The sequence below is a fragment of the Streptomyces bottropensis ATCC 25435 genome (assembly GCF_000383595.1).
Taxonomy (GTDB): Bacteria; Actinomycetota; Actinomycetes; order Streptomycetales; family Streptomycetaceae; genus Streptomyces; species Streptomyces bottropensis.
This window is the reverse complement of the sequence record NZ_KB911581.1, coordinates 3137188-3159219: the sequence shown is the minus strand read 5'-3', so window position 1 is coordinate 3159219 and position 22032 is coordinate 3137188. Positions and strand designations below refer to the sequence as shown.

The window sequence follows — 22032 nt, the reverse complement described above, 5'->3', positions numbered from 1 at the left end:
CCTTCGCCGTCAGCGGGCGAACGGGGTCACTTCACCCCGAACAGCTGCTGGATCGGGTTGATCGCGAAGTAGACGAGGAACAGGGCCGAGGTGGCCCACAGCAGCCAGTGGATCTCCTTCGCCCTGCCGAGGACCGTCTTGATGAGGACGAAGGCGAGGAAGCCGGCGCCGATGCCGTTGGTGATGGAGTAGGTGAACGGCATGACGGCGATGGTGAGGAACGCCGGGATGGCTATCTCGTACTTGTCCCAGTCGATGTGCTTGACCTGGGTCATCATCAGGAAGCCGACGGCGACGAGCGCGGGCGCGGCGGCCTGCATGGGGACGATGGTCAGCAGCGGGGTCAGGAAGAGCGCCACCGCGAAGAGGCCACCGGTGACCAGGTTGGAGAAGCCGGTGCGCGCACCCTCGCCGACGCCGGCCGCGGACTCGATGTAGGAGGTCGCGGAGGACGAGGAGGCGGCGCCGCCCGCGACGGCCGCGGCGCCGTCGATAAGGAGGACCCGGCCGAGGTTCGGGACCTTGCCCTCCTCGTCCAGCAGGCCCGCCTCGGCGGTGATGCCGACGACCGTGCCCATGGTGTCGAAGAAGTCCGACAGCAGCAGCGTGAAGATCAGCAGGACGACCGTGATGACGGTGGTCTCGCCGAACGAGCCGAACAGGCTGAAGTCACCGATCAGTCCGAACTCGGGGGCGGCGACGAGGTCGGCCGGGACCTTCGGGGTGGTGAGGCCCCAGCTCTTGATGTCGGCCACCGAGTTGATCACGATCGCAACGACCGTCATCGTCAGGATGCTGATGAGGATCGCGCCCCGCACCTTGCGGGCGAGCAGGGCGACGGTCAGCAGGACGCCGAGGCAGAACACCAGGATGGGCCAGCCGGACAGCGCGCCGCCGGCGCCGAGTTGGACCGGCACGGTGGTGCCGGCGATGTCGGGTATGCGGCTGACGAAACCGGCGTCGACGAAACCGATGAAGGCGATGAACAGGCCGATGCCGACGCTGATCGCCTGCTTGAGCGGTTGCGGGATGGCGTGCATGACGGCCTCGCGCAGGCCCGTGGCCACCAGGACGCAGATCAGCAGGCCTTCGAGGACGACCAGGCCCATCGCGTCGGGCCAGCTCATCAGCGGGGCTATCTGGAAGGCGACGACCGCGTTGAGTCCGAGGCCGGCGGCGAGGGCGAGGGGCAGGTTGCCGCCGACGCCCATGATGATCGTCATCACCGCGGCCACGAGGGCGGTGGCGGTGACGAGTTCGGCGCCGTCGAGGGTGTGGCCGAACTTGTCCTTGGCGTTGCCGAGGATGATGGGATTCAGGACAAGGATGTACGCCATCGTGAAGAACGTGGCGAGGCCGCCGCGTATCTCGCGGGTGAAGGTGGACCCTCGGGCGCTGATCTTGAAGAAGCGATCGACGCTGTTCGCCCCGGGTGGTCCGGCTGCGGGCCGGTCGGCCACCTTCTGTGCGTCGGACATGAACGGTGCTCCTAGTGACATGCGTGGACTACGCGCGGATGCTGGCTGGATTGTTTCCCCGTTGAACCTGGTTCAGGTTTTCTCCGTGTTACGAAAACGGAGTTCTCCCTGCAAGACGGCGTTCGAAGCCGCGTACGAACCTCGTTCACGATCACTGCTACTCTTCCGGATCTCGTCGGGGGTCGGCCTCGGACGATCACATGTCATTCACATGACTCGCACAGGCAGCCGGACGGGCTGCCGTGGCCGCAGCGAGAAGAGAGGTCCCGTGGGCACTGTCGTCGACGACGCAGCCTCCGTGGAGTTCCACGCCTTCTTCGAACGGCACTATGCCGAACTCTCCCGCCTCGCGCACCTGTTGACGGGTGAGGCGGACGCCGCCGACGATCTGGCCGCGGACGCGTTGCTCGCGATGTGGCACCGCTGGGACCGGGTCCGCGCGGCGGACCATCCGGTGGCGTACGCCCGTGGCGTCGTCGCCAACCTGGCCCGCACCCGGATCCGCAGTGCGGTCCGCGAGCGCCGCAGGATCACGCTGTTCTGGTCGCAGCGCGAGGAGAAGACCGAGAATCCCGATGTGCCCGGCGTGGTCGACGTCCAGTCGGCGCTGCGCAGACTGCCCTTCCGCAAGCGGGCGTGTGTGGTGCTGCGGCATGCTTTCGACCTCTCGGAGAAGGACACGGCTCTGGCCCTCGGTGTCTCGGTCGGTACCGTGAAGAGTCAGACGTCCAAGGGGATGGCCGAACTGCAGAAGCTGCTCGGCACCGAGAACGCGCCACGGCGTATGCACGCCGGCATCACGGGCGGGGGCGCAAGGGGCGCGAGTGTGACCGGTGCGGGCGCGCCGGGCAGTGGAGGAAGGGACCGATGAGGGACGTGCACGAGGATCTGCGCGCCCGGCTGCGTGAGTCGGCCGAGGCGCACGAGCCCGACCGCGCCCGCATCCTGGCCCGGATCGAGCGCGGTATGGCGGCCCCCGAGGAGCGCCGGAGCCGCAAGGTGACCCGGCCGCCACTGTGGGGCTGGGTGCGGGTGGTCACGGCGACCGCCGGTGTCGCGAGTGTGCTCGCGGTGGGCGGCTACGCGGTCGCCTCCGCGGTGAAGGGCGAGGAGACGGCGCCGGCCGACCGGGGGACCGTCGTGGTCTCCCCGACCCCGGTCGACTCCCCGGCCGCGACGAGCCGGGCCCCGATCCCTCCCGACCGACCGAGCCCGAGCGCCGGCGGGAAGCAGGGGACGAAGCCCCGCTCGACCCCGTCGCAGAGCCCGTCGGCCAAGGAGACGACCGCGCCGACGCTGCCCTCCTCGGGGGACGAGACGGACGGTCCGCTCTGGTCGGACGGCTCGGTCGACCCGCACAGCAACGAGTTCTGGGCGCAGAGCAATCTCACCCTGAGGACGAGCGAGCAGCTCACCGAGCTGACCGTGCAGCTGCGGATCGCCCGGACCGGCGGGGTCACCTCGTCCGGCGCCTGGCGCTCGCTGCCGGAGCAGGACTTCGACCTCACGGTCGCCACCGACGACGGGTTCCTGGTCTACACCTGGGTGCTCAAGGACGGCCGTACGGTCCCCAAGGGCGAGTTCGTCTTCGCCGGGCAGTACAACCACGAGCGCGGCGGCCGGGACGCGGGCGGCGACCGCTACGCGATGACGGCGAAGGCGGGCGGCGACGACCTCGCGGTGGCGGGCGACTTCGAGGCCCACGACGACAAGGGCTCCTCGGACGAGGACAAGGACGAGGACGACTCGTAGGAAGATCCGCGGCGGCGGCAACCCTTTCCCCACCGGTGGCGACCAGGAGGCGGCACAGTCGTCACCACCAGCGGGGGATCGGGCGCATGACCGCAGCTGCGGAACGGACCGGGGTCACGGACGCGTTCGTGCGCGATCGGCCGCGGGTATCCCCGTACGACCGGGGGAACAACCACACGTGCGCGTACGGCGTCCTTGTCGGTGCAGGGCATTCGAACACCAGTCAGTACGACGTCCTCGGTCCGGGCCTGGTGTCCGCCCGTGGGGACCTGCCGGCCCGAGCCCCCCTCGGCCGGCGGCGGTGCCGACCGGAGCCCCCCTCGGGGTCGGCACGAACAGCGCCCCCCGCCGGTGACGACCGGCGGGGGGCGCCTTCGCGCGCGTGGTGCGGCGGTTCAGCGCATCGTCGCTCCGATGGTGGTGGAGCCCGTGGTCAGGAACGTGGTGGCGGGCAGCGACCCGTCCGCCCGCCGCGCGCCGTACACGGTGGTCGGGGTCGTCGACCTGAAGGCCGGCGCGCTCACGCCGCTGTCCCAGTTGTTCGCGGTGGACATCGTGGACGGGCCCAGCTCGGCCCCGCCCGCCCCGTTGTCCACCGCCAGGTTGCGGGCCAGACGGGCCGTGCCCGCCGCGAAGGAGAACCCGCTCTCCCCGTTGGCGTAGGCCGTGTTGCGGTCCAGCCGGATCGCGCCGGTGTTGGAGTCCCGGGTGAACCCGTGGAGCGCGTTGTCCCAGGCCGCGTTGGAGTCGACCGCGTGCGCGGCCGTCGCCCCTCCCCCGCCCAGCTCGAACCCGTTGCCCCGGCCCTCGGACGCGGGGCCGGGCCGGTGGTCCCTGCCGTTACCGAAGGCCCAGGAGTGCTCGACGGTGACCGGCGAGGAGAACTGCCAGAGGTCGAGCCCGTCGTCGGCGTTGCCGTACAGGCGGGCGCCGGTGATCCTGTTGCCGGTGCCGGAGCCGAACTTCACCGCGATGCCGTCGGCGTTGCGGCCGTGGCCGGCGGCGTCGTCGTTGCCGTGGCTGTCCAGGTTCGCCACGAGGTTGTCGGTGGTGCCGTCGCCGCGCAGGGTGAACCCGGTGTCGCCGTTGTCCGCGGTGACGAGGTTCTCGAAGATCCCGCCGGTCGACGACGTGGCCACGAAGCCCTGCGCCGGGGAGTTCTGGAAGGTGAGGCCGCAGACCGTCCAGTAGTCACCGTGGATCCCGGCGAGCCAGGAGCCGGCGGCCAGGCCGGACCCGTCGATCCTGACCTTCTCGTCGCCGTACGCGGTGAGCGTGATCCGGGCCGAGGCGGTGCCGTTCGCCGTGGATCTCAGGGTGTGTGCCGGCCGGTAGGTGCCACCGCGCACCTGGATCGTCGTACCGGCGACGGCGTGTGCGACGGCCGACTCCAGCGACGCGGTGTCGGAGACGGTGACCGTGACCGTGGCGGCCGCGGCCCGGGCGTCGTCGTGCGCGAGGCCGAGGTGGACGCCGCCCGCGCCCGCCGCGACGGACACGGCGGCGGCGATCGACAGGGTTCGCGCTCTTCGATGGCGTCCGTGGCTGTGACGCACGGTGTTCCTTTCGCAGGCGACGCGTCTCGGGGAGACGGGGAACGAAGCGGGCCGGAGGGGCCGCTCCGGCCCGCTTCGTTCCCCTGGTCGCCGCCCGGCGCGAAAGGGTTGCCGCGCGCCCGCGAAACTGTTCGAAAGTTTCGCGGCCCAGTTCAGTTCATGGTCGCGCCGATGGTGGTGCTGCCCGTGGTCAGGAAGGTGGTCGCGGGCAGGGTGCCGCTGGACGAGCGGGCGTTGAACGTCGTCGAGGCGCTGGTCGAGCGGAAGGCCGGGGTCGACACGCCCGAGTCCCAGTTGTTGCCGGACGACGCGACCGACGAGCCCTTGTTGACCGAGCCGCCGCTGTTGCTCACCGCCAGGTTCTTGCCGAGACGGGCCGCGCCGGTGGCGAAGTAGTAGCCCCACTTGGCGTTGGCGTAGGCGGTGGTGCGGTTGATGACGATGGCGCCCTTGTTGCTGTTCTCGGTGAAACCGTTGCCCGCGTTGTCCCAGGCGGCCGAGTTGTTGATGACATGGGCGACGGTCTCGCCGTCGCCGCCCAGCTTGTAGCCGTTGCCGTCGCCGGCGAACGCGGAGTCGCCCCAGCGGTTCCTGCCGTTGCCCATCGCCCAGGTGTGCTCGACGGTGACGGGCGAGGAGAAGGACCAGAAGTCCAGGCCGTCGTCCGCGTTGTTGTAGAGGCGGGCACCGGTGATGAGGTTGCCGGAGCCGGATCCGAACTTGACCGCGATGCCGTCGGCGTTCTCCCCGTGGTTGGCCGCGTCGTAGTGGCCGTAGGAGTCGATGTTGCGGACGGTGTTGTCGGTGGTGCTGTCCCCGGTGAGCGTGAAGCCGGAGTCGCCGCCGTTGATGGTCCTGATGTTGTCCCAGACCGTGGAGGCGCAGGACTGGCAGACGACCGCGCTGTCCGGGGAGTTCTGGAAGGTGATCCCGGAGACGGTCCAGTAGTCGGCGGTCAGCTTGAAGATCCAGCCGCCGGCGGGAAGGTTCGAGCCGTCGATCTTCACGGTCTCGGAGCCGTACGGCTGGAGGCGTATCCGGCTGGAGGAACTGCCGTTGGCCGTCGACTGGAGGGTCGCCGTCGGGTAGTACGTGCCGCCGCGCACCTGGATGGTGGTGCCGGCGGTGGCGTTCTTGATGGCGTTGGAGAGGTCGGTGGTGTTGCCGACGACGACCGTGGCGGCGTGCGCCTGGGTGGGGAGCACGGCCAGGCCGGCGCCGATGGCGAGGGCGGTGCCCAGGGCGAGAGTGGTACGACGAGACATGGAGAGCGGTTCCTTTCTCGTGCGGGTGGGGTCGCTCACAGGACGGAGTCGAGCCAGTCGAAGACCTCGTCCTGCTGGGGCGCGGTGAAGACATGACCGAGGTCCGGCCAGGTCCTCAGCCGCAGCCGCTCCTCGGCGCGGCGGGACCGCCAGACGGCGCGCAGCTTGTCGTGGGCCACGCGGACGCCGTCGGCGGGGAACAGCGGATCGAGGCCGCCGTTCAGGAAGAACATCGGCTTGGGGGCGCCGATGCTCGCCACGTCGGGGAAGTCGAGGTGCCGGGCGAGCCCGGGGTGGAGCATGTAGTAGGAGGACTGGCCGCGCAGGATGTTGTTGCCGGGGACCATGACCTCCTTGAGCCCGGTCATCCAGCAGACGCTCACGGTGGCCGCGATGTCGTCGCTGAGCGCGGCCGTCTGCCAGGCCCGGAACGCGCCCATCGAGAAGCCGAGGGCGGCCACCCGGCGCCGGTCCACCCGGTCGAGACCGGCCAGGAAGCCCGCCGCGCGCACGTCCTCCCTGGCCATGAGTCCGGCAAGCGACGAACCCAGGTGGTAGAGGTTGGCGGCCAGCGCCTGCTGTTCCTCGTAGGCGACCGGGCCCCGGTCGCCCCAGCCGAGCGCGTCGACGGCGAGGACGACGTAGCCGCGCCGGGCCAGTTCGTCGCCGACGAACCGCCCGTCGAAGTACCGGTCGGCCCAGGCCTGCGCCGAGGGCAGCCGGCTCCCGTCGGACCAGGGCCGGACCAGTTTCTCCTTGCCGATGTCGAACCTGGCGCCGTGGTCGTGCAGGAGGAGGACGGCGGGGAAGGGCCCGGTTCCGTGCGGGGTGAGCAGGGCACCCCGGACACGGCCGTAGCGGCTGAGGGAGAAGGTGACCAACTCCCTTGTGAAGCCCTCCCCTTGGGTGCTCCGCTCGCCGAACTCCGGGGCGTACGGGGTGTCGTCCCGGGCGACGAACAGGTGCTCCTCGACCTTCGCCCGTGCCGCCCGCCGCCAGGCGCGGAAGTCACGGATGGGCGAGGTTCCCCAGGCGAGCGGGAAGCGGAGCTCGTCCTTGAGGAGGGGATGGAAGTCAGGGAGGGTGCCTTCCAGGGGTGCCGCGGCCTCGGCGGGTCCGGCGCCCGCGAAGAGGGCGGCGGCTCCCGCGCCCGCCACGAAAGCGCGCCGCCCCACCGGTTCACCGGTGGCCATAGGGCCGCCAGTCCCCCAGGTACGTCCGCCGCGTGTGCGTCGCGGCTTCGGCGTCCGTCAGTTGCGGCCGGTTCTCCGGCACCGCGACCACCGCGCCCGGACCGGAGTTGGCGTGCTCCCCGAAGCGCATGGTCTGCCAGGGGTAGGCCTCCCGCATGTTGGTGTACGGGGCGACCGCGTCGATCCCGGGCCCGATCCAGGTGTCCCGCACGACCAGCGAGGGCCAGGCGGTCGTCTCGTACGAGGGCACCCAGGGCCGGGCGATCTTGTACGCGGCGTCCTCGGCCCCGGAGGTGATCCGACCGCGCAGGGCGAGGAAGCCGTAGGGGTTGGCGCGGGCGGTGGCCGGGGCGAAGACCATGCCCTTGGGGGTGAAGGACACGTCCCGCTGGAGCGTGCGGAAGTGGCAGGCGTCGAAGACGGCCCTGGCCCGCCCGAACACGAAGTCGACGTCACCCTCGATGTGGCAGTGCCGGTAGTACTGCCGGTCGAAGGCGTCGAGCGCGGTGGTGTCCGCGAAGAGGGTGTCCTGGTGCGCGAGGAACCGGACGTTCTCGAAGTGCGAGCGGTCCCCCGTGACGTACGCGGCGACCGCCTGGGTCCCCGTGTAGTCCGGATGGTCCGCGCGCAGCCAGTCGTTGGCGAGGGTCAGGTCGCGTACGGTCAGCCCGGCCGCCGCCGAGGTGAAGGTGGCGGAGCCCGCGGTGCCGTAGGTGCCGCCCTCGGGCCTCGGGGTGCCGCCCGCCCGGTCGAAGACGACGACGGCGGCGCGGGGGTCGCGGGACGCGCCGCGCAGAATCAACTCCCCTTTCTCTGCGGGGATGTTGACGACCTCGCGGTAGGTCCCCGGGTGGACGACGACGGTCCACCCGGGGCCGGTGACGGCGTCGACGGCGGCCTGGACGGACCCGCCGGGCCGCACGTGCAGGACCCTGCGGGCATGGCCGTGGGCGAGGGCGGGGGTGGTGCCGACGGCCGCCAGGCCACCGGCGAGCCCGGTGAGCAGGGTGCGCCGGCGCATGTCAGCACCTCTCCCACGGGGTCCAGGCGCCGAGATACGCCTCGCGGGTCGCCGACGCGGCTTCCGCGCGCGTGAGCTGGGGCCGGTTCTCGGGGACGGAGACGACGGCGCCCGGCCCGATGTTCCGGTACTCGGCGAACCGCTGGTCCTGCCAGGGGAAGCCGGCCGACATGTTCGTGTACGGGGCGACCGCGTCGATCCCCCGCCCGAGGTGACTCTCGCGCACGGTGAGCATGGGCCGGGCGGTGGTGTCCGAACTGGGCACCCAGGGGCGGGCCAGCTTGTAGGAGGCGTCCGGGGCCTCGCTGGTGATCCGCCCGCCGGTGACGAGGTAGCCGCGCGGGTTGGCGCCCGCGGTGGAGGGCGCGAACACGAACCCGTACGGGGCGGACCCCAGATCGGTCCTGGTCAGCGTGTGGAAGCGGCAGCGCTCGAACACGGCCGTGGCCCGGCCGAAGACGAAGTCCACGTCCCCTTCGGCGTAGCAGTCGCGGAAGTACTGCCGGGCGAAGGTGCCGAGGGCCATCGAGTCGGCGTACAGCGTGTCCTGATGCCCGAGGAACCGGCACCGCAGGAACGCCGCCCGGTCGCCCTGCACCTTGATCGCGACGGCCTGCGTGCCGCTGATCTCCGGGTGGTCGGCGCGCAGCCAGTCGTTGGCGAAGGTGATGTCCCGCGCGGTGAACCCGTCGGCCTGCACCAGGGTCGTGGCGGACCCGGTGGTGCCGTAGGTGCCGCCGCCCGGCTTCGGCGTACCGGCCGCGTTGTCGTACACGACCACCACGTCCCGGGCGTTGTCGGAGGCCCCGATCCAGGTCATCCCGGTACGGGCGACGCTGACGGCGACGGTCTCGCGGTACACGCCCGGTGCGATGACCAGCGTGTACCCGCTGCCTCCCCCAGTGCTGACCGCCGGGGAGGTACCCCCAGCGGCAGCCACCGCGGCCTGGACGGTGGTGAAGTCACCGGCACCGGCGGCGTCCACGTACAGGGTCCGCGCGTCGAGCCGGGCGGCGGGCGATCCGTACCGGCCGAAGACGCGGCGACCGTGGGCGGCTCGGGCGGGGGCTGTGAGGGTGAGGGCGAGGGTGGTGCCGAGGGCGGCGGTCAGGAGGGACCGTCTGCCGACCCCGCGGCCGGAGCCCCCCATCAGCACACCTTCCCGGCACCCGCGCCGTTCCCGACGATGCCCGGCACGGCACGCGGGGAGTCGACCTTCGTGCGCAGGGTGGGCGTCCACCCGGCGCCGGACTGCAGGATCTCCGTGGGGATCTCGGCGTTGTGGACCGCGATCAGGTCCGTCGGCTTGCCGTTGACGTAGTTGTTCCGGGCCGTGAGCGGGGACTCGTTCCACTTCTTCAGGGCCTTGCCGACGCTCGCGCCCGCCGGCAGCGTGATCGCGTTGTCGCTGGCGTGGAGCTGCGAGCGGATGCCGACGCCGAAGATGTAGTAGTCGGACTTCTGCGCCTCGCCGACGACGTAGTGGTTGTTGTAGACGTCGACCTGGCCGAACCGCACGCGCGGGGAGCGCTGGAGGATCCCGTCGAAGCGGTTGTGGTGCATGGTGACCTTGAGCTTGCCGGAGTCGATGGTGGCGGTGCTGTCGCTGTTGCCGATCAGCATGTTCTTGTCGTGGTCCTGGAAGCGGTTCCAGGACACGGTCACGTGGTTGGCGCCGCGCACGATGTCCGTCAGCCCGTCGTGCTGCTGGAAGACCTTGCCGAAGTAGACCGGCCGCTCGCTGTCGGGGTAGCGCCCGTCGGTGAACGTGTTGTGGTCGAGCCACACGTGGTCGGTGCCGTAGACGACGACGGCGTCGTACTCGGAGTTCCAGTTGCCGGTGTTGTTGTCGTCGGTGGGGTCCCACTTGGGGAAGCAGTCGAGCGGCGCCTCGATGGTGAGGTTGCGCATGATGACGTTGGAGACGCCCTTGATCTGGATGCTGCCGCCGAGGATGCCGGAGTGCTTGCCGACGCCGACGATGGTGGTGTTGCTCGGGATGTTGGCCTTGATCTCCGAGTCCTGCCGGGCGGCGGAGGCGACCCGCGCGTCCTCCTGCGGGCCCTTGGCGACCTCGTCGTTGCCGTACACGGCCGGGTCGTAGTCCTTGAGGTACTGCTGGAGGTCGTAGCCGCCTGCGACGAAGGCCTCGCACCCCTCGGAGACGGCGTCGATCATGCCCTTGACCTTGATGATCTTCGGCGCGTCACCGCCGTCCCGCAGCGCGGCCTTGAACTCGGCCCAGGTGGTGACGGTGTAGACGTGGTCGGCGTCTGCCGTCGAGCCACCGGTGGTTCCGCCTTCGGCCGAGCCCCAGCCGTCACCGGCGCCGAGCACCTGCCGGCCGAGGTCGCGTCCCTGGGCCTGGGCGACACCGGTGCCCGTGACGCCGAGGACGAGGGCGGTGCAGCCGATGACGGCGGTTATGGCGTGAGCATGCCAGATATGAGGACGCATGGAGGTGGTTCCTTTCGAAGCAAAGGGGGAGTTCTTGGGGGGCACGCGAAAGCCGCGCGCGGGGAGCTACGCCTCGGGCCAGGTGATCCAGGAGTCGGGGATCTCCTCGGTCAGCCGGCGCACGTCGAGCCGCGAGAGGACCCGGCGCCGCAGCAGCTCGGAGGCGACCAGCCGCGCCACGGCGATGGCTCCCGGCGGGTTGAAGTGGGTGTTGTCCTGCTCGGTCGCGGTCCAGTTGAAGTACTTCTTGGTCTCCTCGACGCCGAGCCTCTGCCACAGCGCGATGGACAGCGCCTGGATGTCGAGGAGCGGAACGCCCTCCTGCGCGGCGAGCGCGATCGCCGCCGCCGGATACGCGCCGTGGGTGGGCAGCGCGGTGCCCGCCGCGTCGAACTTCCTGCGCTCGACGGAGGTCGCGAGCACCGGCCGGGCCCCCCGGGCCCGTGCGCCGTCGATGTACTGGCGCAGATGGTCCTGGTAGGTCGTCCACGGCTCGGTGTAGCGCGTGGGGTCCGCGATCTTGGAGTCGTTGTGTCCGAACTGGATGACGAGCAGGTCCCCGTGGCCGATGGCGTCGAGGATGACGTCCAGGCGCCCCTCGTCGATGAAACTCTTCGAACTACGGCCGTTCACCGCGTGGTTGGAGACCTTCAGCCCCGAGCGGAGGAAGAACGCAAGCGCCATGCCCCAGCCCGTTTCGGGGGCGGCGTCGGCGTACTTCTGCGCGGCGGTGGAGTCGCCGGCGATGTAGAGGGTGCGTTCCCGACGGGCCCCGCGTGGCGCCGGCGCGGCGGACGCGGGCCCCGTGGCGGCGACGGCGAGCGGAACGGCGGCGAGCGCCGCGGTGGTGACCTGTCTACGGGTGAGTGACACGTGCGGGTGCCTTTCCAGTAGGCCCCGCGCCCCAGATCGGGGCGCGGGGAACTGCGCGACCGGCCGAGTGACGAACCGGTGGCCGGGAGACCCGGCCTACCGGCAAAGGGTCAGCCCTTCTGCTCGTTCCATTCGGCCTGCGCCTTGTTCAACTGGTCGGCCAGGGCGTCCAGGAACTCCTTCGCGCTGGTCTGGCCGTCCATCACCTTCTGGAAGGCCGGCTCGTTGTCGGTCTTGGAGATCGTGTTCCAGTCGGGCAGGTAGTACGGCAGCTGCACGATGGTGGTGGATCCGTCGGTCAGCGCGGCGGCGGCGAGCTTGGTCGGCTCGGCCTCGGAGATCCAGCCGTCCTTGGCCGCGTCGTTGTTCGACGGCACCTGCCCCGCCGACTTGTTGAACTTGGAGTTCTCCTCGTGCGAGGTGGCGAACTCGATGAACTTCCAGGCGGCTTCCTTGTTCTTCGAGCTCTTGAACAGCCCGAGCCCGTCGACCGGGTTGGAGACCTGGACCCGCTTGCCGTCGGAGCCGGTCGGCTGCGGGATGCCCCGGAACTTGTCGACGCCGAACGCCTTCACGTGGTCCTGGTAGGAGCCCAGGTTGTGGTTGAGCATGCCGATGGTGCCGGAGTCGAACTGGGCGACCATCTTGGTGAAGTCGTTGTTGAGGTCGGCGGCCGGCGTGACCTTCTTGTAGAGGCCGACGTACTTCTCCAACGCCTTGACGTTCTTCGGGTCGTTGACGGTGGTCTTCTCACCGCTCGCGTCCCAGAACGAGGTGATCCCGGACTGCCCGTACATCGCGTCCAGGGCCTGCGCGATGGAGCCGGCGCCACCGCGGATGGTGTAGCCGAACTCGTTCTTTCCCTTGTTCGTGAGCTTCTCGGCGGCCGCGTAGAACTTGTCCCAGTCGGTCGGCGCGTCCAGGCCCGCCTTCTCGAACAGGTCGGTGCGGTAGTAGAGGACACCGTTGTTGGCGGAGGTCGGGATCGAGTAGAGGGCGTCGCCGCCGCCGGCGGACTTCAGCGACTCGACCATCGCCTCGTTGAGCTTGCCGTTCAGGGAGGACTTGGCGAGCCGGTCGTCGAGCGGCTCCAGGGTGTTCTGGGCCGCGAACCCGGCGGCCATGGCCGCGCCGACCCCGCCGACGTCCGGCAGGCCGCCGCCCTGGATGGCGGTGTCGACCTTGGACTGGTACTCGGTGGAGGCGATCCCGACGTACTCGACCTCGATGTCCGGGTTGGCCTTCTCGAAGTCGGCGATGATCTCCTTCCAGATGTCGGTGCGGACACCGCCGTTGTTGTCCCAGAAGAGGACCTTGCCCTTGCCGCTGCCCTCGGAGCCCTTGTCGCCGCCCGCACCGCTGCCGTCGTCACCGCAGGCGGTGGCGGTCAGCGCGAGGACGGATCCCAGGGCGACGGCCACGGCGGCGCGCCTGCTTCTGCGGTTGCTGATCTTCATGGAACGGCTCTCTTCTGCTGGATACGAGGGTGATGAAGTTGTGGGGGTCTGTGCTGTCTCCGGGAGCGGACTCAGTGGCCGGCGCGCCGGCTGTGCGGCGCCCAGCCGTCCGTCCCCGCGAGGTACGTGGTGACCGTGTGGGCCGACGCCCGTGAGGCGTCGAGCTGCGGCCGGTCGGCGCTGACGCCGGCCCCGGGCCCGTACGTCCGGTATTCCGTGAACCGGGCGTCCTTCCACGAGAAGCCGCTCATGTCGGTCCACGGCGACGACTTGATCGCGGCGGGCAGTTCCGTGTCGCGGAAGAGCACCTGGGCGACGGCGTCCGGCTCACCGCCCGGGTGCCAGGGCCGGCCGAGGTGGTAGGTCCCGGCGGGCGCGTCACTGACGACCTTCGACCGGGTGATCAGGAAGCCGTAGGGGTTGCCCTTCCAGGTGGAGGCGGCCGTGATGTACCCGTTGTTGCTGTCCGAGCCCCGGCTGAGCGCCTTGATCAGGGAACGCTCGATCACCGTCGTGGCCCGGCCGTAGATGAAGTCGACATCGCCCTCGATGTACGAGTCGCGGATGTAGACCCGGCTGACGACGTCGAGCCTGGGACTGTCCGTCATCAGCGTGTCCTGGTTGCCCAGGAAGGCCGTGTTCTCGAAGACGATCCGGTCGCCGGTGGTCTTCATCGCGAGCGCCTGCTCGCCGTTCACCTCGCTTGCGGCCTCGTCGAAGTCGTTGCTGAAGGTGAGGTTGCGGGCGGTGACGTCACTGGCGAGGATCCGCACGGTGGCGCTGCCGTTGGAGCCGCCGTTCGCGGCGGGCGTGTCGAAGACGATGACGGTGTCCGAGCGATCCTGTCCAGTCCCCCGCAGCACCAGGTTCGGCTTGTTCGCGGGGATCAGGACCTTGGCCCGGTAGGTGCCGGGCGCGATGCGGATCGTGAGGGTGCCGTCGTTGCCGGCGGGCACGGCGTCGACGGCCGCCTGCACGGTCGCGTGGTCGGCGGGGACGTTCAGCACGGTGTCGGTGCCGAGCGTCTTCTGCGGGCCGGAGAACCGGGTGACCAGCGCGGGGACGGCGGCGGCCGGGTCGAGCCGGTAGCGGTAGAAGTCCCGGGGGTCGAAGGCGTCGCCCCAGGCGTCCTGCCGTCCGCCGACGTTCTTCAGGATCGACCCGCGCTGCACCAGCTCGGCGGTGGCGTCGGCCTGGTAGGGGTGCTGGACGCCGTCGTAGTAGCTGTTCTCGATGACCATCTTCGTCCGGCCGCGCGACCAGTTCCCGTACGTCCACACGGGGTCGCCGTCGGCCACCTGCGCCGAGAGGTAGTTGTTGTAGAGGTGCGCGTAGGCGCAGTTGTCGGCGGAGGGGTTGCGCTGTTTGGTGCCGGTGAACCAGTTGTGGTCGATGGTGATCTCGGTCCGGACGTTGGTGGTCCAGCCGATACCGAGGGCCTTGTTGTGGTTCCTGAACTGGTTGTGGGAGACGGTGATGTACCGGCTGTCCTTGCGGATGTCGAGCAGTCCGTCGCCCATGTGCTCGAAGCGGTTGTGGTCGATCCAGACGTGGTCGACGGTGTCCATCTGGATCGCGTCGAAGTCGGTGGTCTTGCCGTCCCAGTCGCCCTCGACGTAGGAGTCCCGGATCGTCAGGTTGCGGATGACGACGTTGCTGGTCCCGGGGCCGAGGTGCAACTCGCCGTGGACGATCTCGCCGGTGTCGCCGACGCCGATGATCGTCTTGTGCGAGGTCACGGCGATGTCCGAGCCGAAGGGCGCCACGTCGATCGCCCCGGCCACGCGGATGACGTAGGGCTCCTCGGCGGAGGCGTACCGCACCAGCGAGGCCTGGTCGGTGACGGTCACGACCTTGCCGCCGGCGCCCCCCGTGGTACCGCCGTCGAGGGAGGCGAAGCCGTGCGGCCGGTCGCTCCAGCGGGGTTTCACCGTGGTGGCGGCCTCGGCGGCCTCGGCGGGCTGTGCGGCCTCGGCCGGGGTGAGCGCGCCGGCCAGGAACGAGGCGAGCAGGGCGGTGACGGCGGTTAAGGCTCTCCCTCGATGCGGCAAGCGCTTGCTACGGAGGTGCGTCATTGCGGCTCCCAACAGGCGTACGAAGTCTGGGGTCAGGCGGTCGTGGCGCGTGTGGCGGTGATCCGGAACTGGGTGAACGTGGCCGCTCCGGCGTGTCCGCCGCCGGTGGGCGCGACCGCGAAGAGGCCGAGCAGGGCGCCGACCCAGCGCCAGGGGGTCGCGGCGAAGACCTGTCCCGAGGACCGCCACCCCTCCCCCACGTCGTAGGAGAAGCGACAGCGGGCCCCGGCGGCGGTCTCGATCCGCAGCCGGGCCCGTCCCTCCGGCGCCGGGCGGGGATGGCCGGCGTCCCGTTCCCGGTCCGCCACGGTCTCGGCGAACCGGTGGACGAGATGCACGGTCCCGTCGGCCCCCCGCTGGAGTCCGATCCAGCGGAACGCGTCCCCGAGCACGGCGAGCCCCGCCCGCGCCCCCGGTTCCTCGCTGTCGAGGCTCAGCTCCACCTCGATCACGGCCGGGATCCCCGGCAGCCGCTGTGTGAGCACATTCGCCAGTTTCCGCAGGTCGTGCGCGTGCACGGAGCGCACGCACGTGAGCCGCAGCCCGTCCCCGGAGTGCTGGGTGGCCCAGCCGTCCTGGGGGTTCGCGGTCCACTGCCACTGGCGTCCGAAGCGGCCGCCGGGGAAGTCGTCGTCGGTCGCGGGCGCGGCCGGCGGCTGTGCCGGGAGCGCCGGCTTGCGATGGACGGCGACCGGTGCGCCGTCGTCGCCGATCACCGGCCAGCCGCCCGCGGTGTCCCAGCGCATCGGCTGGAGGTGGACGACCCTGCCGTACGCGCCGCGCTGCTGGAAGTGCAGGAACCAGTCCTCGCCGGCCGCCGTGCGCACCCAGCCGCCCTGGTGGGGCCCGTTGACCTCGGTGTCCTTCTGCTCCAGGGCGATGTGTTCCTCGTACGGGCCGAAGAACTCGCGGGAGCGGAAGACGCCCTGCCAGCCGGTCTCCACACCCCCGGCGGGAGCGAAGATCCAGTACCAGCCGTCGTGGCGGTAGAGCTTGGGGCCCTCCAGGGTGAACCAGCCGGGGAGCCGGTCCGCGTCGACGACGACCTTGCCCTCGTCGAGCAGTCCGGTGCCGTCGGGCCGCATACGGTGCCCGGTGAGCCGGTTCTTGATCCCGGAGCGGGACCTGGCCCAGGCGTGCACGAGGTACGCCTCGCCGGTCTCCTCGTCCCACAGCGGGCAGGGGTCGATGAGTCCCTTGCCCTCCTTGACCAGGTGCGGGCGGGTCCAGGGGCCCCTGATTCCGGGGGCGTTGACCTGGAAGACGCCGTGGTCGGGGTCGCCCCAGAAGATCCAGAACCGGTCGTCGAAGTGCCGCAGCGAGGGCGCCCACACCCCGCAGTCGTGGCGCGGGACCCTGAACTCGGCCGCCGGTTCCAGGAGTTCGAGCGCGTGGCCGACGAGCGTCCAGTTGACCAGGTCCCGGGAGTGGAGCAGGGGAAGACCCGGAGCCCGGCCGAAGCTGGAGGCCGTCAGATAGAAGTCGTCGCCCACGCACAGGACGTCGGGGTCGGACCAGTCGGCGTCGAGGACCGGGTTGCGGTAGGTGCCGTCGCCCTGGTCGGCGCAGAAGGCGGGCGCGGTGACGGCGGACACGGTGCCTGCGGACGCGGTGCCTGCGGACGCGGTGACGGCGCCGGCACCGGTCGTGGCGGCGGACAGGCCGCTCATGCGCTCACCGCCTTCCGCGCGAGGGCGGCGGCCTCGCCCCGGTCGAGGACGCCGTCGGCGACGACGGTGACGACACGGCGTACGGCGGTCTCGCCCGGCCCGATCGGAAGGCGCTCGCTGTGGGCGAGGGAGGAGCCGACTCCCGGGTACTCCTCGGCGCGCACGAACCACGGGTCGCGGCGGGTGGCGGCGGTGGCCCCCGCGAAGACGAGCGTCCACGTGCCGCCGGCCAGGGCGAGCCAGTCGGCGCGCTGCCCGTGGACCGCCGACTCGCCCTCCGCGTCGGCGGTGAAGACGCGGGGTGCGGCGGCCTCCTTGCGGGCCCGCCAGAAGAAGCCGCCGTACGCGGCGCCGGGGCGGCCGTTGGTGGCGGGGCTGCCGATCGAGACCGGGGCGTCGGTGGTGTTGGTGAGGGAGAAGGTGAAGTCCAGCGCCCAGGAGGATTCGGTGAGTTCGGTGGCCGCGACCGTACGGCGCTCACGCAGCAGCTCTCCGGGGGACGCCACCCAGCGCAGCTCCTCGACGAAACCGTCGGGGTCCCGCAGCTGGAAGGCGGTGTGGCGCTGGGAGCCGTGGTTGGCGAGTTCGGTCGGGCCCCGGTCGCGGACGTAGGTGCGTCCGCCCCAGAAGTTGTGCCCCTCGACGTCGGGAACGGCGACACCGACGCCGAGGTGGTGGGTGTGGTCGGCGGGGCTCAGTTCGGTGACCGCCGTACCGGACAGGGTGGTGACGGGGTGCAGATAGGGGCGGGGCGAGTGCCGTTCCGGCAGTTCGGGCCGGGTGAGGTAGCGGCCCACCGGACGGCCCGCCACCCGCAGGACGAGGGATGCGTCGGTCATCATGTGCTCACCTCTTTCGCCGGTGCTTCGGGCAGCGCCCAGGAGGCGCCGAGTTCGGAGTAGAGGGCGAGGTTGTCGGCGGCGGCCGCGACCAGGCCGTCGATGCCGTCGACGACGCGGCGCTCCTCGTCGGGCAGCCGGTGCCAGGCGCCGGCCGGGAGCGCGACCGGGTCCGGGGCGAGTCGGATCGCCTCGACGACCTTCATGAACGCGCCGGTCACCGCCGGCGGGACCAGCAGCTCGGTGCCGTCGACGAGGTGGTCGACGAGGTTCTCCAGCAGGTCCGTGCGGTCGTACTCGATCTCCTCCGGGCCGTGCCCGGCCCGCTGGACCAGCACGCGGTCCTGCTTGTACCAGAAGGTGATCCGGCCGCTGGTGCCGTGGACGACGTTGTACGGCTCGTCCGGGTCCTGCGCGCACAGGGTGGCGGCGACGGTGATCCGGCCGCCGTCGACGGTGGTGACCCGCACGCACGAGGTGTCGTCGGACTCGATGTCGTTGGCGCGCAGCAGCTCGGTCTCGATGGCCGTGACGTCCTCGGCGCGGCCCGCGCCGGCGAGGGCGAGCCCGGTGGCGACGGCGTGCGCGAGGGGGTTGGTGAGCGCCCCGTCGATCACGTCCACGCCGTTCAGGCGCCGCTTGCCGGCCCAGGGCGCCCGCCGGTAGTACGCCTCGGCGCGCGCCCAGGCGCCGGCTCCGCCGATGCCGACGACCTCGCCGATCAGGCCGTCCGCCACCATCGTCCGGATGGCGGGCAGGGCGTGCGAGCCCAGCGACTGGAAGCCGATCTGGCAGACCGTGCCGGCGTCCGCGACCCCGTCCGCCATGCGGCGGAACTCGGCGTACGACGGCGCCGGCGGCTTCTCCAGCAGCACGTGCACGCCCCGCCGGGCCGCCGTCAGGGCCAGGTCGGTGTGGGTCGGGATCGGGGTGCAGATCACCGCGATCGCGGCGCCCGTCGCGTCGAGGAGCGCCCCGAGGTCGGCGGACTGCTCGGGCGTGCCGAGACCGTCCGGGATCTCGTCCGCGCCCAGCGGGGTCAGCTCGCAGATCCCGGCGAGCCGGACGATCCCCTTGTCCTGCAGCCGCCGGATGTTCTCCAGGTGCCAGCGGCCGTGGCCGCGGGCGCCTGCGAGGACGAGCGGCAGCGGGGTGTCGTAGGCGGTGGTCTCACGGTTCATCGGGGTCATCGGATCCTCCCTGCGCCCGCGCCGCGGGCCACCTCTCGGTCGGCCCTCCCGGCGCTGTCGATCTTTTGGTGCAGGGTAGGCGTCCAGCCGACGTCGGCCGTGAGATCACGCTCGCTGCCGGAGTTGTAGGCGTTGTGGATGGCCAGGAGATCCACCGGATAGCCGTTGAAGAGGGTGCCCGTCTGGTGCAGGGCGGTGCCGTTCCAGCTCTTGACCAGGTCGGCGGCCTCGATGTGGCCGGGGGTGGTGAAGGCGTTGTTCTCGGCGTACACGGCGGACTCGGTGGAGACGCCCAGGGAGTACCGGAAGTCGTGGGCGCCGGCCGGGACGACGTAGCGGTTGTTGTAGAGGTGCACCTGGCCGAAGCGGACGCGCGGCGCGCGCTGCACGACGTTCTCGAACTCGTTGTGGTGCAGCGTCACCCGCAGCCTGCCCCGGTCACCGGTGGCGGTGTCCCCGTTGCCGATCAGGATGGCCTTGTCGTGGTCGGCGAAGCGGCTCCAGGACACGGTGACCAGGTCGGAGGCGTTGGTGATGTCGAGCAGGCCGTCGTGGCGGAGATGGTTGCGGCCGAAGTGGGTGGGCTCGTCCTCGTCGGGGTGTCCCTTGTCGGAGATCGTGACGTGGTCGATCCAGACATGGCGGGAGCCGCGCACCCAGATGTTGTCGTACGCCGCCTTCCAGTCGCCGAGTCCGCCGGTGTTGGGCTGCCAGACGGGGAAGCAGTCGTAGGCGTCGCGCAGTTCGAGGTCGCGGACGATGACGTTGTCCACGCCCCTGAGCTGGAGGCTCGCGCCCTTCAGGACGGCGCCCTTGAGGCCGACGAGGGTGGTGTTGGGGCCGACGGCCAGCTCGACCCGTTCGGCCTGCTTCGCCGCCGACGCCTGACGGGCCTCCTCCTGGGGGCCGGCGGGCTTGGCGGAGCCCCAGGTGCGCGGGTCGTACGCGGCCAGGTACTTCCTCAGGTCGTAACCGTCGGTCGCGTAGTCGGCGCAGTCGAGCCGGTCCCCGTCGTCGGAGGTGTTGGCGTCGACGGTCCCCGCGATCCGGATGATCTTCGGGGCGGCGCTGCCGCCGTCCAGGGCGCGGACCAGCTCGCTCCGGGTCCGGACGGTGAAGACGTGGGCGGCGTCTGCGGTGGAACCTCCCGTGGTACCACCGTCGGCGGCCGCCCAGCCGTCGTCCGTCGCGAGCGTGTCGCGGCCGATGTCCCGGGCCTCGGCCCCGGCCGGGGTGGTGAGCGTGGCACCCAGCACCCCGGCGAGGGCGAGGAGCTGCGCCGCTCTGCGGCGTGCGGTCATCCCTTCACCGCCCCGGCGCTGAAGCCCGTGATCAGCCACTTCTGGATGAAGGCGAAGACGATGACCACGGGCACGGCGGCGATGATGCCGCCGGCCGCCAGCGCGCCGAGGTCCACGCTGTCCGCGCTGAGCAGGGTGTTGAGGCCGACCGGGATCGTCTGCTTGTCCTGGTTGCTGAGGAACATCAGGGCGAACAGGAAGTGGTTCCAGGAGTGCACGAAGGCGAAGGAGCCGACGGCGATCAGGCCGGGCCGCAGCAGCGGCAGCACGACCACCCGGAACGCGGTGAACCGGTTGCAGCCGTCCACCCAGGCCGCTTCCTCCAGCGTGTACGGCACGTTCTTGATGAAGTTGCTGATCAGGATGATCGACAGCGGCAGCTGGAAGACCGTCTCGGCGAGGATGACACTGAACAGCGAGTTGATCATCCGCAGCTCGGCGAAGATCTGGAACAGCGGGACGAGGAGCAGTGCGCCCGGGACGAACTGGGAGCACAGCAGCGCCAGCATGAACCCGCGCTTGATCTTGAAGTCGAAGCGGGCGAGGGCGTAGCCGCCGGCCAGGGCGACGAGCGTGGTCATCAGCAGGGTGACGACACCGACGAGCACGCTGTTCTGGAAGTAGACCCCGAAGCTGCGCTCGTTCCACACCTTCTCGAAGTGCTCGAACGTCACCGGCCACGGCACGAGCGAGGTCGAGCCGGGCTTGCGCAGCGCGAAGAGCAGGATCCAGTAGAAGGGGACGAGGGTGAAGACCAGGTAGATCCCCAGCGGCAGGTAGATCTGCCAGCGCGGCACCTCGTCCCAGGCGCGGCGGACCTTGTGCGGGCGCTGCGGGGGCTCCTCGGCCGCGGGCGCGGACGTCACCGGTACGGTCCTCTCGGCGTCCTTGGTGATCACTTGGACTCGCCTCCGAACTTGCTGAGCCGCAGATAGACCATCGAGCAGAAGAGCAGGATCACGAACGCGACCGTGGTCAGGGCGGACGCGTAACCGAAGTTGTGGGCGTCGACCGAGGTGTTGGCGATGTAGAGGGGGAGCGTCGTGGTCTCCCCCGCCGGTCCGCCGCCGGTCAGGGTGTAGAGGAGGTCGACGTTGTTGAACTCCCACACCGCGCGCAGCAGCGTGGAGAGGATGATCGCGTCCTTCAGGTGCGGCAGCGTGATGTGCAGGAACTGCCGGACCCGGCCGGCGCCGTCGACCTCGGCGGCCTCGTACAGGTCCTTCGAGACGGACTGGAGGTCGGCGAGGATGAGGATCGCGAAGAAGGGGACACCGCGCCACAGGTCGGCGACGACCGCCGCCGAGAAGACGGTGGAGGTGTCGGAGAGCCAGCTGGTGCCGTACTCGCCGATGCCCATGTCCGCGAGGTAACGGGTGATGCCCGTCTGGGAGTTGTAGAGGAGCACCCAGATCGCGGAGGTCAGCACGCCGGAGACGGCCCAGGGCGAGAAGACCAGCGCCCGGCCGACGGCCCGGCCGACGAAGGTCTGGTTGACGATGAGCGCGAGTGCCAGGCCGAACAGCAGCTGCAGCGAGACCTCGACGACCACCCACTTGGCGCTGAAGACGAGGGTGTCCCAGAAGAGGGGGTCCTCGGTGAAGGCGTGGACGAAGTTGTCGAAGCCGGCGAAGCCGTTCCGCCAGGGCTTGGTGGGGTTGTAGTGCTGCAGGCTGTAGTAGAAGACGCTGATGACCGGGTAGGCGATGAAGCCCAGCATGAGCAGGGCGGCCGGGGCGATCAGCAGGTAGGGCAGCCTGCGCGGTGTCGCGGAGGCACGGCGCGCACGGCTCCGCCGGGGTGGCGCGGGCGGTTTCGCCACGGCTGCGGCTTGGGCCATGACTGGGGCTCCGTTTCTGGGTACGTCGTGGTGCGTCTTGGTGCGTCGTGGTGCAGGAAGCGCTT

General features: G+C 70.7%; 18 protein-coding genes. 2 read left to right on the top strand and 16 right to left on the bottom strand.

The features are described 5' to 3' along the window. Positions 1 to 26: 26 nt before the first annotated feature. A complete protein-coding gene (locus STRBO_RS0113870; protein ID WP_005477751.1) occupies positions 27 to 1478 on the bottom strand; it encodes an NCS2 family permease in 1452 nt (483 codons plus the stop codon). A gap of 268 nt (positions 1479 to 1746) precedes the next feature. Here STRBO_RS0113870 and STRBO_RS0113865 point away from each other — a divergent pair, with 268 nt between their 5' ends. Both STRBO_RS0113865 and STRBO_RS0113860 read left to right on the top strand, forming a co-directional pair. Beyond that, positions 1747 to 2349, top strand: coding sequence for a SigE family RNA polymerase sigma factor (locus STRBO_RS0113865; RefSeq protein ID WP_005477754.1), 603 nt, complete (start codon positions 1747 to 1749; stop codon positions 2347 to 2349). Further along, a complete protein-coding gene (locus STRBO_RS0113860) occupies positions 2346 to 3230 on the top strand; it encodes a hypothetical protein (protein ID WP_005477756.1) in 885 nt (294 codons plus the stop codon). Before STRBO_RS0113865 ends, STRBO_RS0113860 begins: the two co-directional genes overlap by 4 nt. A 395-nt stretch (positions 3231 to 3625) precedes the next feature. On the opposite strand, the gene STRBO_RS0113855 is transcribed toward STRBO_RS0113860, so the two are convergent. The 15 genes from STRBO_RS0113855 to STRBO_RS0113785 all read right to left on the bottom strand — a co-directional run bounded on the left by STRBO_RS0113855 (position 3626) and on the right by STRBO_RS0113785 (position 21967). Continuing rightward, positions 3626 to 4786: a right-handed parallel beta-helix repeat-containing protein gene (locus STRBO_RS0113855; protein ID WP_005477758.1), complete on the bottom strand. Its 1161-nt coding sequence runs from the start codon at positions 4784 to 4786 to the stop codon at positions 3626 to 3628. A gap of 152 nt (positions 4787 to 4938) precedes the next feature. Then, positions 4939 to 6051 (bottom strand): right-handed parallel beta-helix repeat-containing protein, encoded by a 1113-nt coding sequence (locus tag STRBO_RS0113850; RefSeq protein ID WP_005477760.1) that lies wholly within the window; start codon positions 6049 to 6051, stop codon positions 4939 to 4941. 35 nt (positions 6052 to 6086) lie between these two features. Beyond that, positions 6087 to 7244, bottom strand: coding sequence for a dienelactone hydrolase family protein (locus STRBO_RS0113845; RefSeq protein ID WP_005477766.1), 1158 nt, complete (start codon positions 7242 to 7244; stop codon positions 6087 to 6089). Continuing rightward, positions 7231 to 8265 carry a pectinesterase family protein gene (locus tag STRBO_RS0113840; RefSeq protein WP_005477767.1) on the bottom strand — a complete coding sequence of 345 codons (1035 nt, stop codon included), beginning with the start codon at positions 8263 to 8265 and terminating at the stop codon, positions 7231 to 7233. The genes STRBO_RS0113845 and STRBO_RS0113840 overlap by 14 nt, the downstream gene beginning before the upstream one ends. Before the next feature lies 1 nt (position 8266). Further along, on the bottom strand, positions 8267 to 9415 hold the full coding sequence (locus tag STRBO_RS0113835; protein WP_020114330.1) for a pectinesterase family protein: 1149 nt from the start codon (positions 9413 to 9415) through the stop codon (positions 8267 to 8269). Further along, a complete protein-coding gene (locus tag STRBO_RS0113830; RefSeq protein ID WP_005477771.1) occupies positions 9415 to 10722 on the bottom strand; it encodes a pectate lyase family protein in 1308 nt (435 codons plus the stop codon). The genes STRBO_RS0113835 and STRBO_RS0113830 overlap by 1 nt, the downstream gene beginning before the upstream one ends. A 66-nt stretch (positions 10723 to 10788) precedes the next feature. After that, positions 10789 to 11595, bottom strand: coding sequence for a rhamnogalacturonan acetylesterase (locus tag STRBO_RS0113825; protein WP_005477773.1), 807 nt, complete (start codon positions 11593 to 11595; stop codon positions 10789 to 10791). 110 nt (positions 11596 to 11705) lie between these two features. Next, positions 11706 to 13052, bottom strand: coding sequence for an ABC transporter substrate-binding protein (locus tag STRBO_RS0113820; protein ID WP_005477774.1), 1347 nt, complete (start codon positions 13050 to 13052; stop codon positions 11706 to 11708). Positions 13053 to 13123: 71 nt separating this feature from the next. Further along, the gene (locus tag STRBO_RS0113815) at positions 13124 to 15127 is read right to left on the bottom strand and encodes a pectinesterase family protein (protein WP_020114329.1); all 2004 of its coding nucleotides are present in this window, start codon (positions 15125 to 15127) and stop codon (positions 13124 to 13126) included. 32 nt (positions 15128 to 15159) lie between these two features. Then, positions 15160 to 16797 (bottom strand): glycoside hydrolase family 43 protein, encoded by a 1638-nt coding sequence (locus STRBO_RS0113810; protein WP_005477778.1) that lies wholly within the window; start codon positions 16795 to 16797, stop codon positions 15160 to 15162. Further along, the gene (locus STRBO_RS0113805) at positions 16794 to 17639 is read right to left on the bottom strand and encodes a DUF6807 domain-containing protein (RefSeq protein ID WP_005477779.1); all 846 of its coding nucleotides are present in this window, start codon (positions 17637 to 17639) and stop codon (positions 16794 to 16796) included. The genes STRBO_RS0113810 and STRBO_RS0113805 overlap by 4 nt, the downstream gene beginning before the upstream one ends. After that, positions 17636 to 18826: a Gfo/Idh/MocA family protein gene (locus tag STRBO_RS0113800; protein ID WP_005477781.1), complete on the bottom strand. Its 1191-nt coding sequence runs from the start codon at positions 18824 to 18826 to the stop codon at positions 17636 to 17638. The genes STRBO_RS0113805 and STRBO_RS0113800 overlap by 4 nt, the downstream gene beginning before the upstream one ends. After that, the gene (locus STRBO_RS0113795; protein WP_005477790.1) at positions 18823 to 20127 is read right to left on the bottom strand and encodes a pectate lyase family protein; all 1305 of its coding nucleotides are present in this window, start codon (positions 20125 to 20127) and stop codon (positions 18823 to 18825) included. Before STRBO_RS0113795 ends, STRBO_RS0113800 begins: the two co-directional genes overlap by 4 nt. After that, positions 20124 to 21026 carry a carbohydrate ABC transporter permease gene (locus STRBO_RS0113790; protein ID WP_005477791.1) on the bottom strand — a complete coding sequence of 301 codons (903 nt, stop codon included), beginning with the start codon at positions 21024 to 21026 and terminating at the stop codon, positions 20124 to 20126. The genes STRBO_RS0113795 and STRBO_RS0113790 overlap by 4 nt, the downstream gene beginning before the upstream one ends. Continuing rightward, positions 21023 to 21967, bottom strand: coding sequence for a carbohydrate ABC transporter permease (locus STRBO_RS0113785; protein ID WP_020114328.1), 945 nt, complete (start codon positions 21965 to 21967; stop codon positions 21023 to 21025). Before STRBO_RS0113785 ends, STRBO_RS0113790 begins: the two co-directional genes overlap by 4 nt. Between the last annotated feature and the right edge of the window lie 65 nt (positions 21968 to 22032).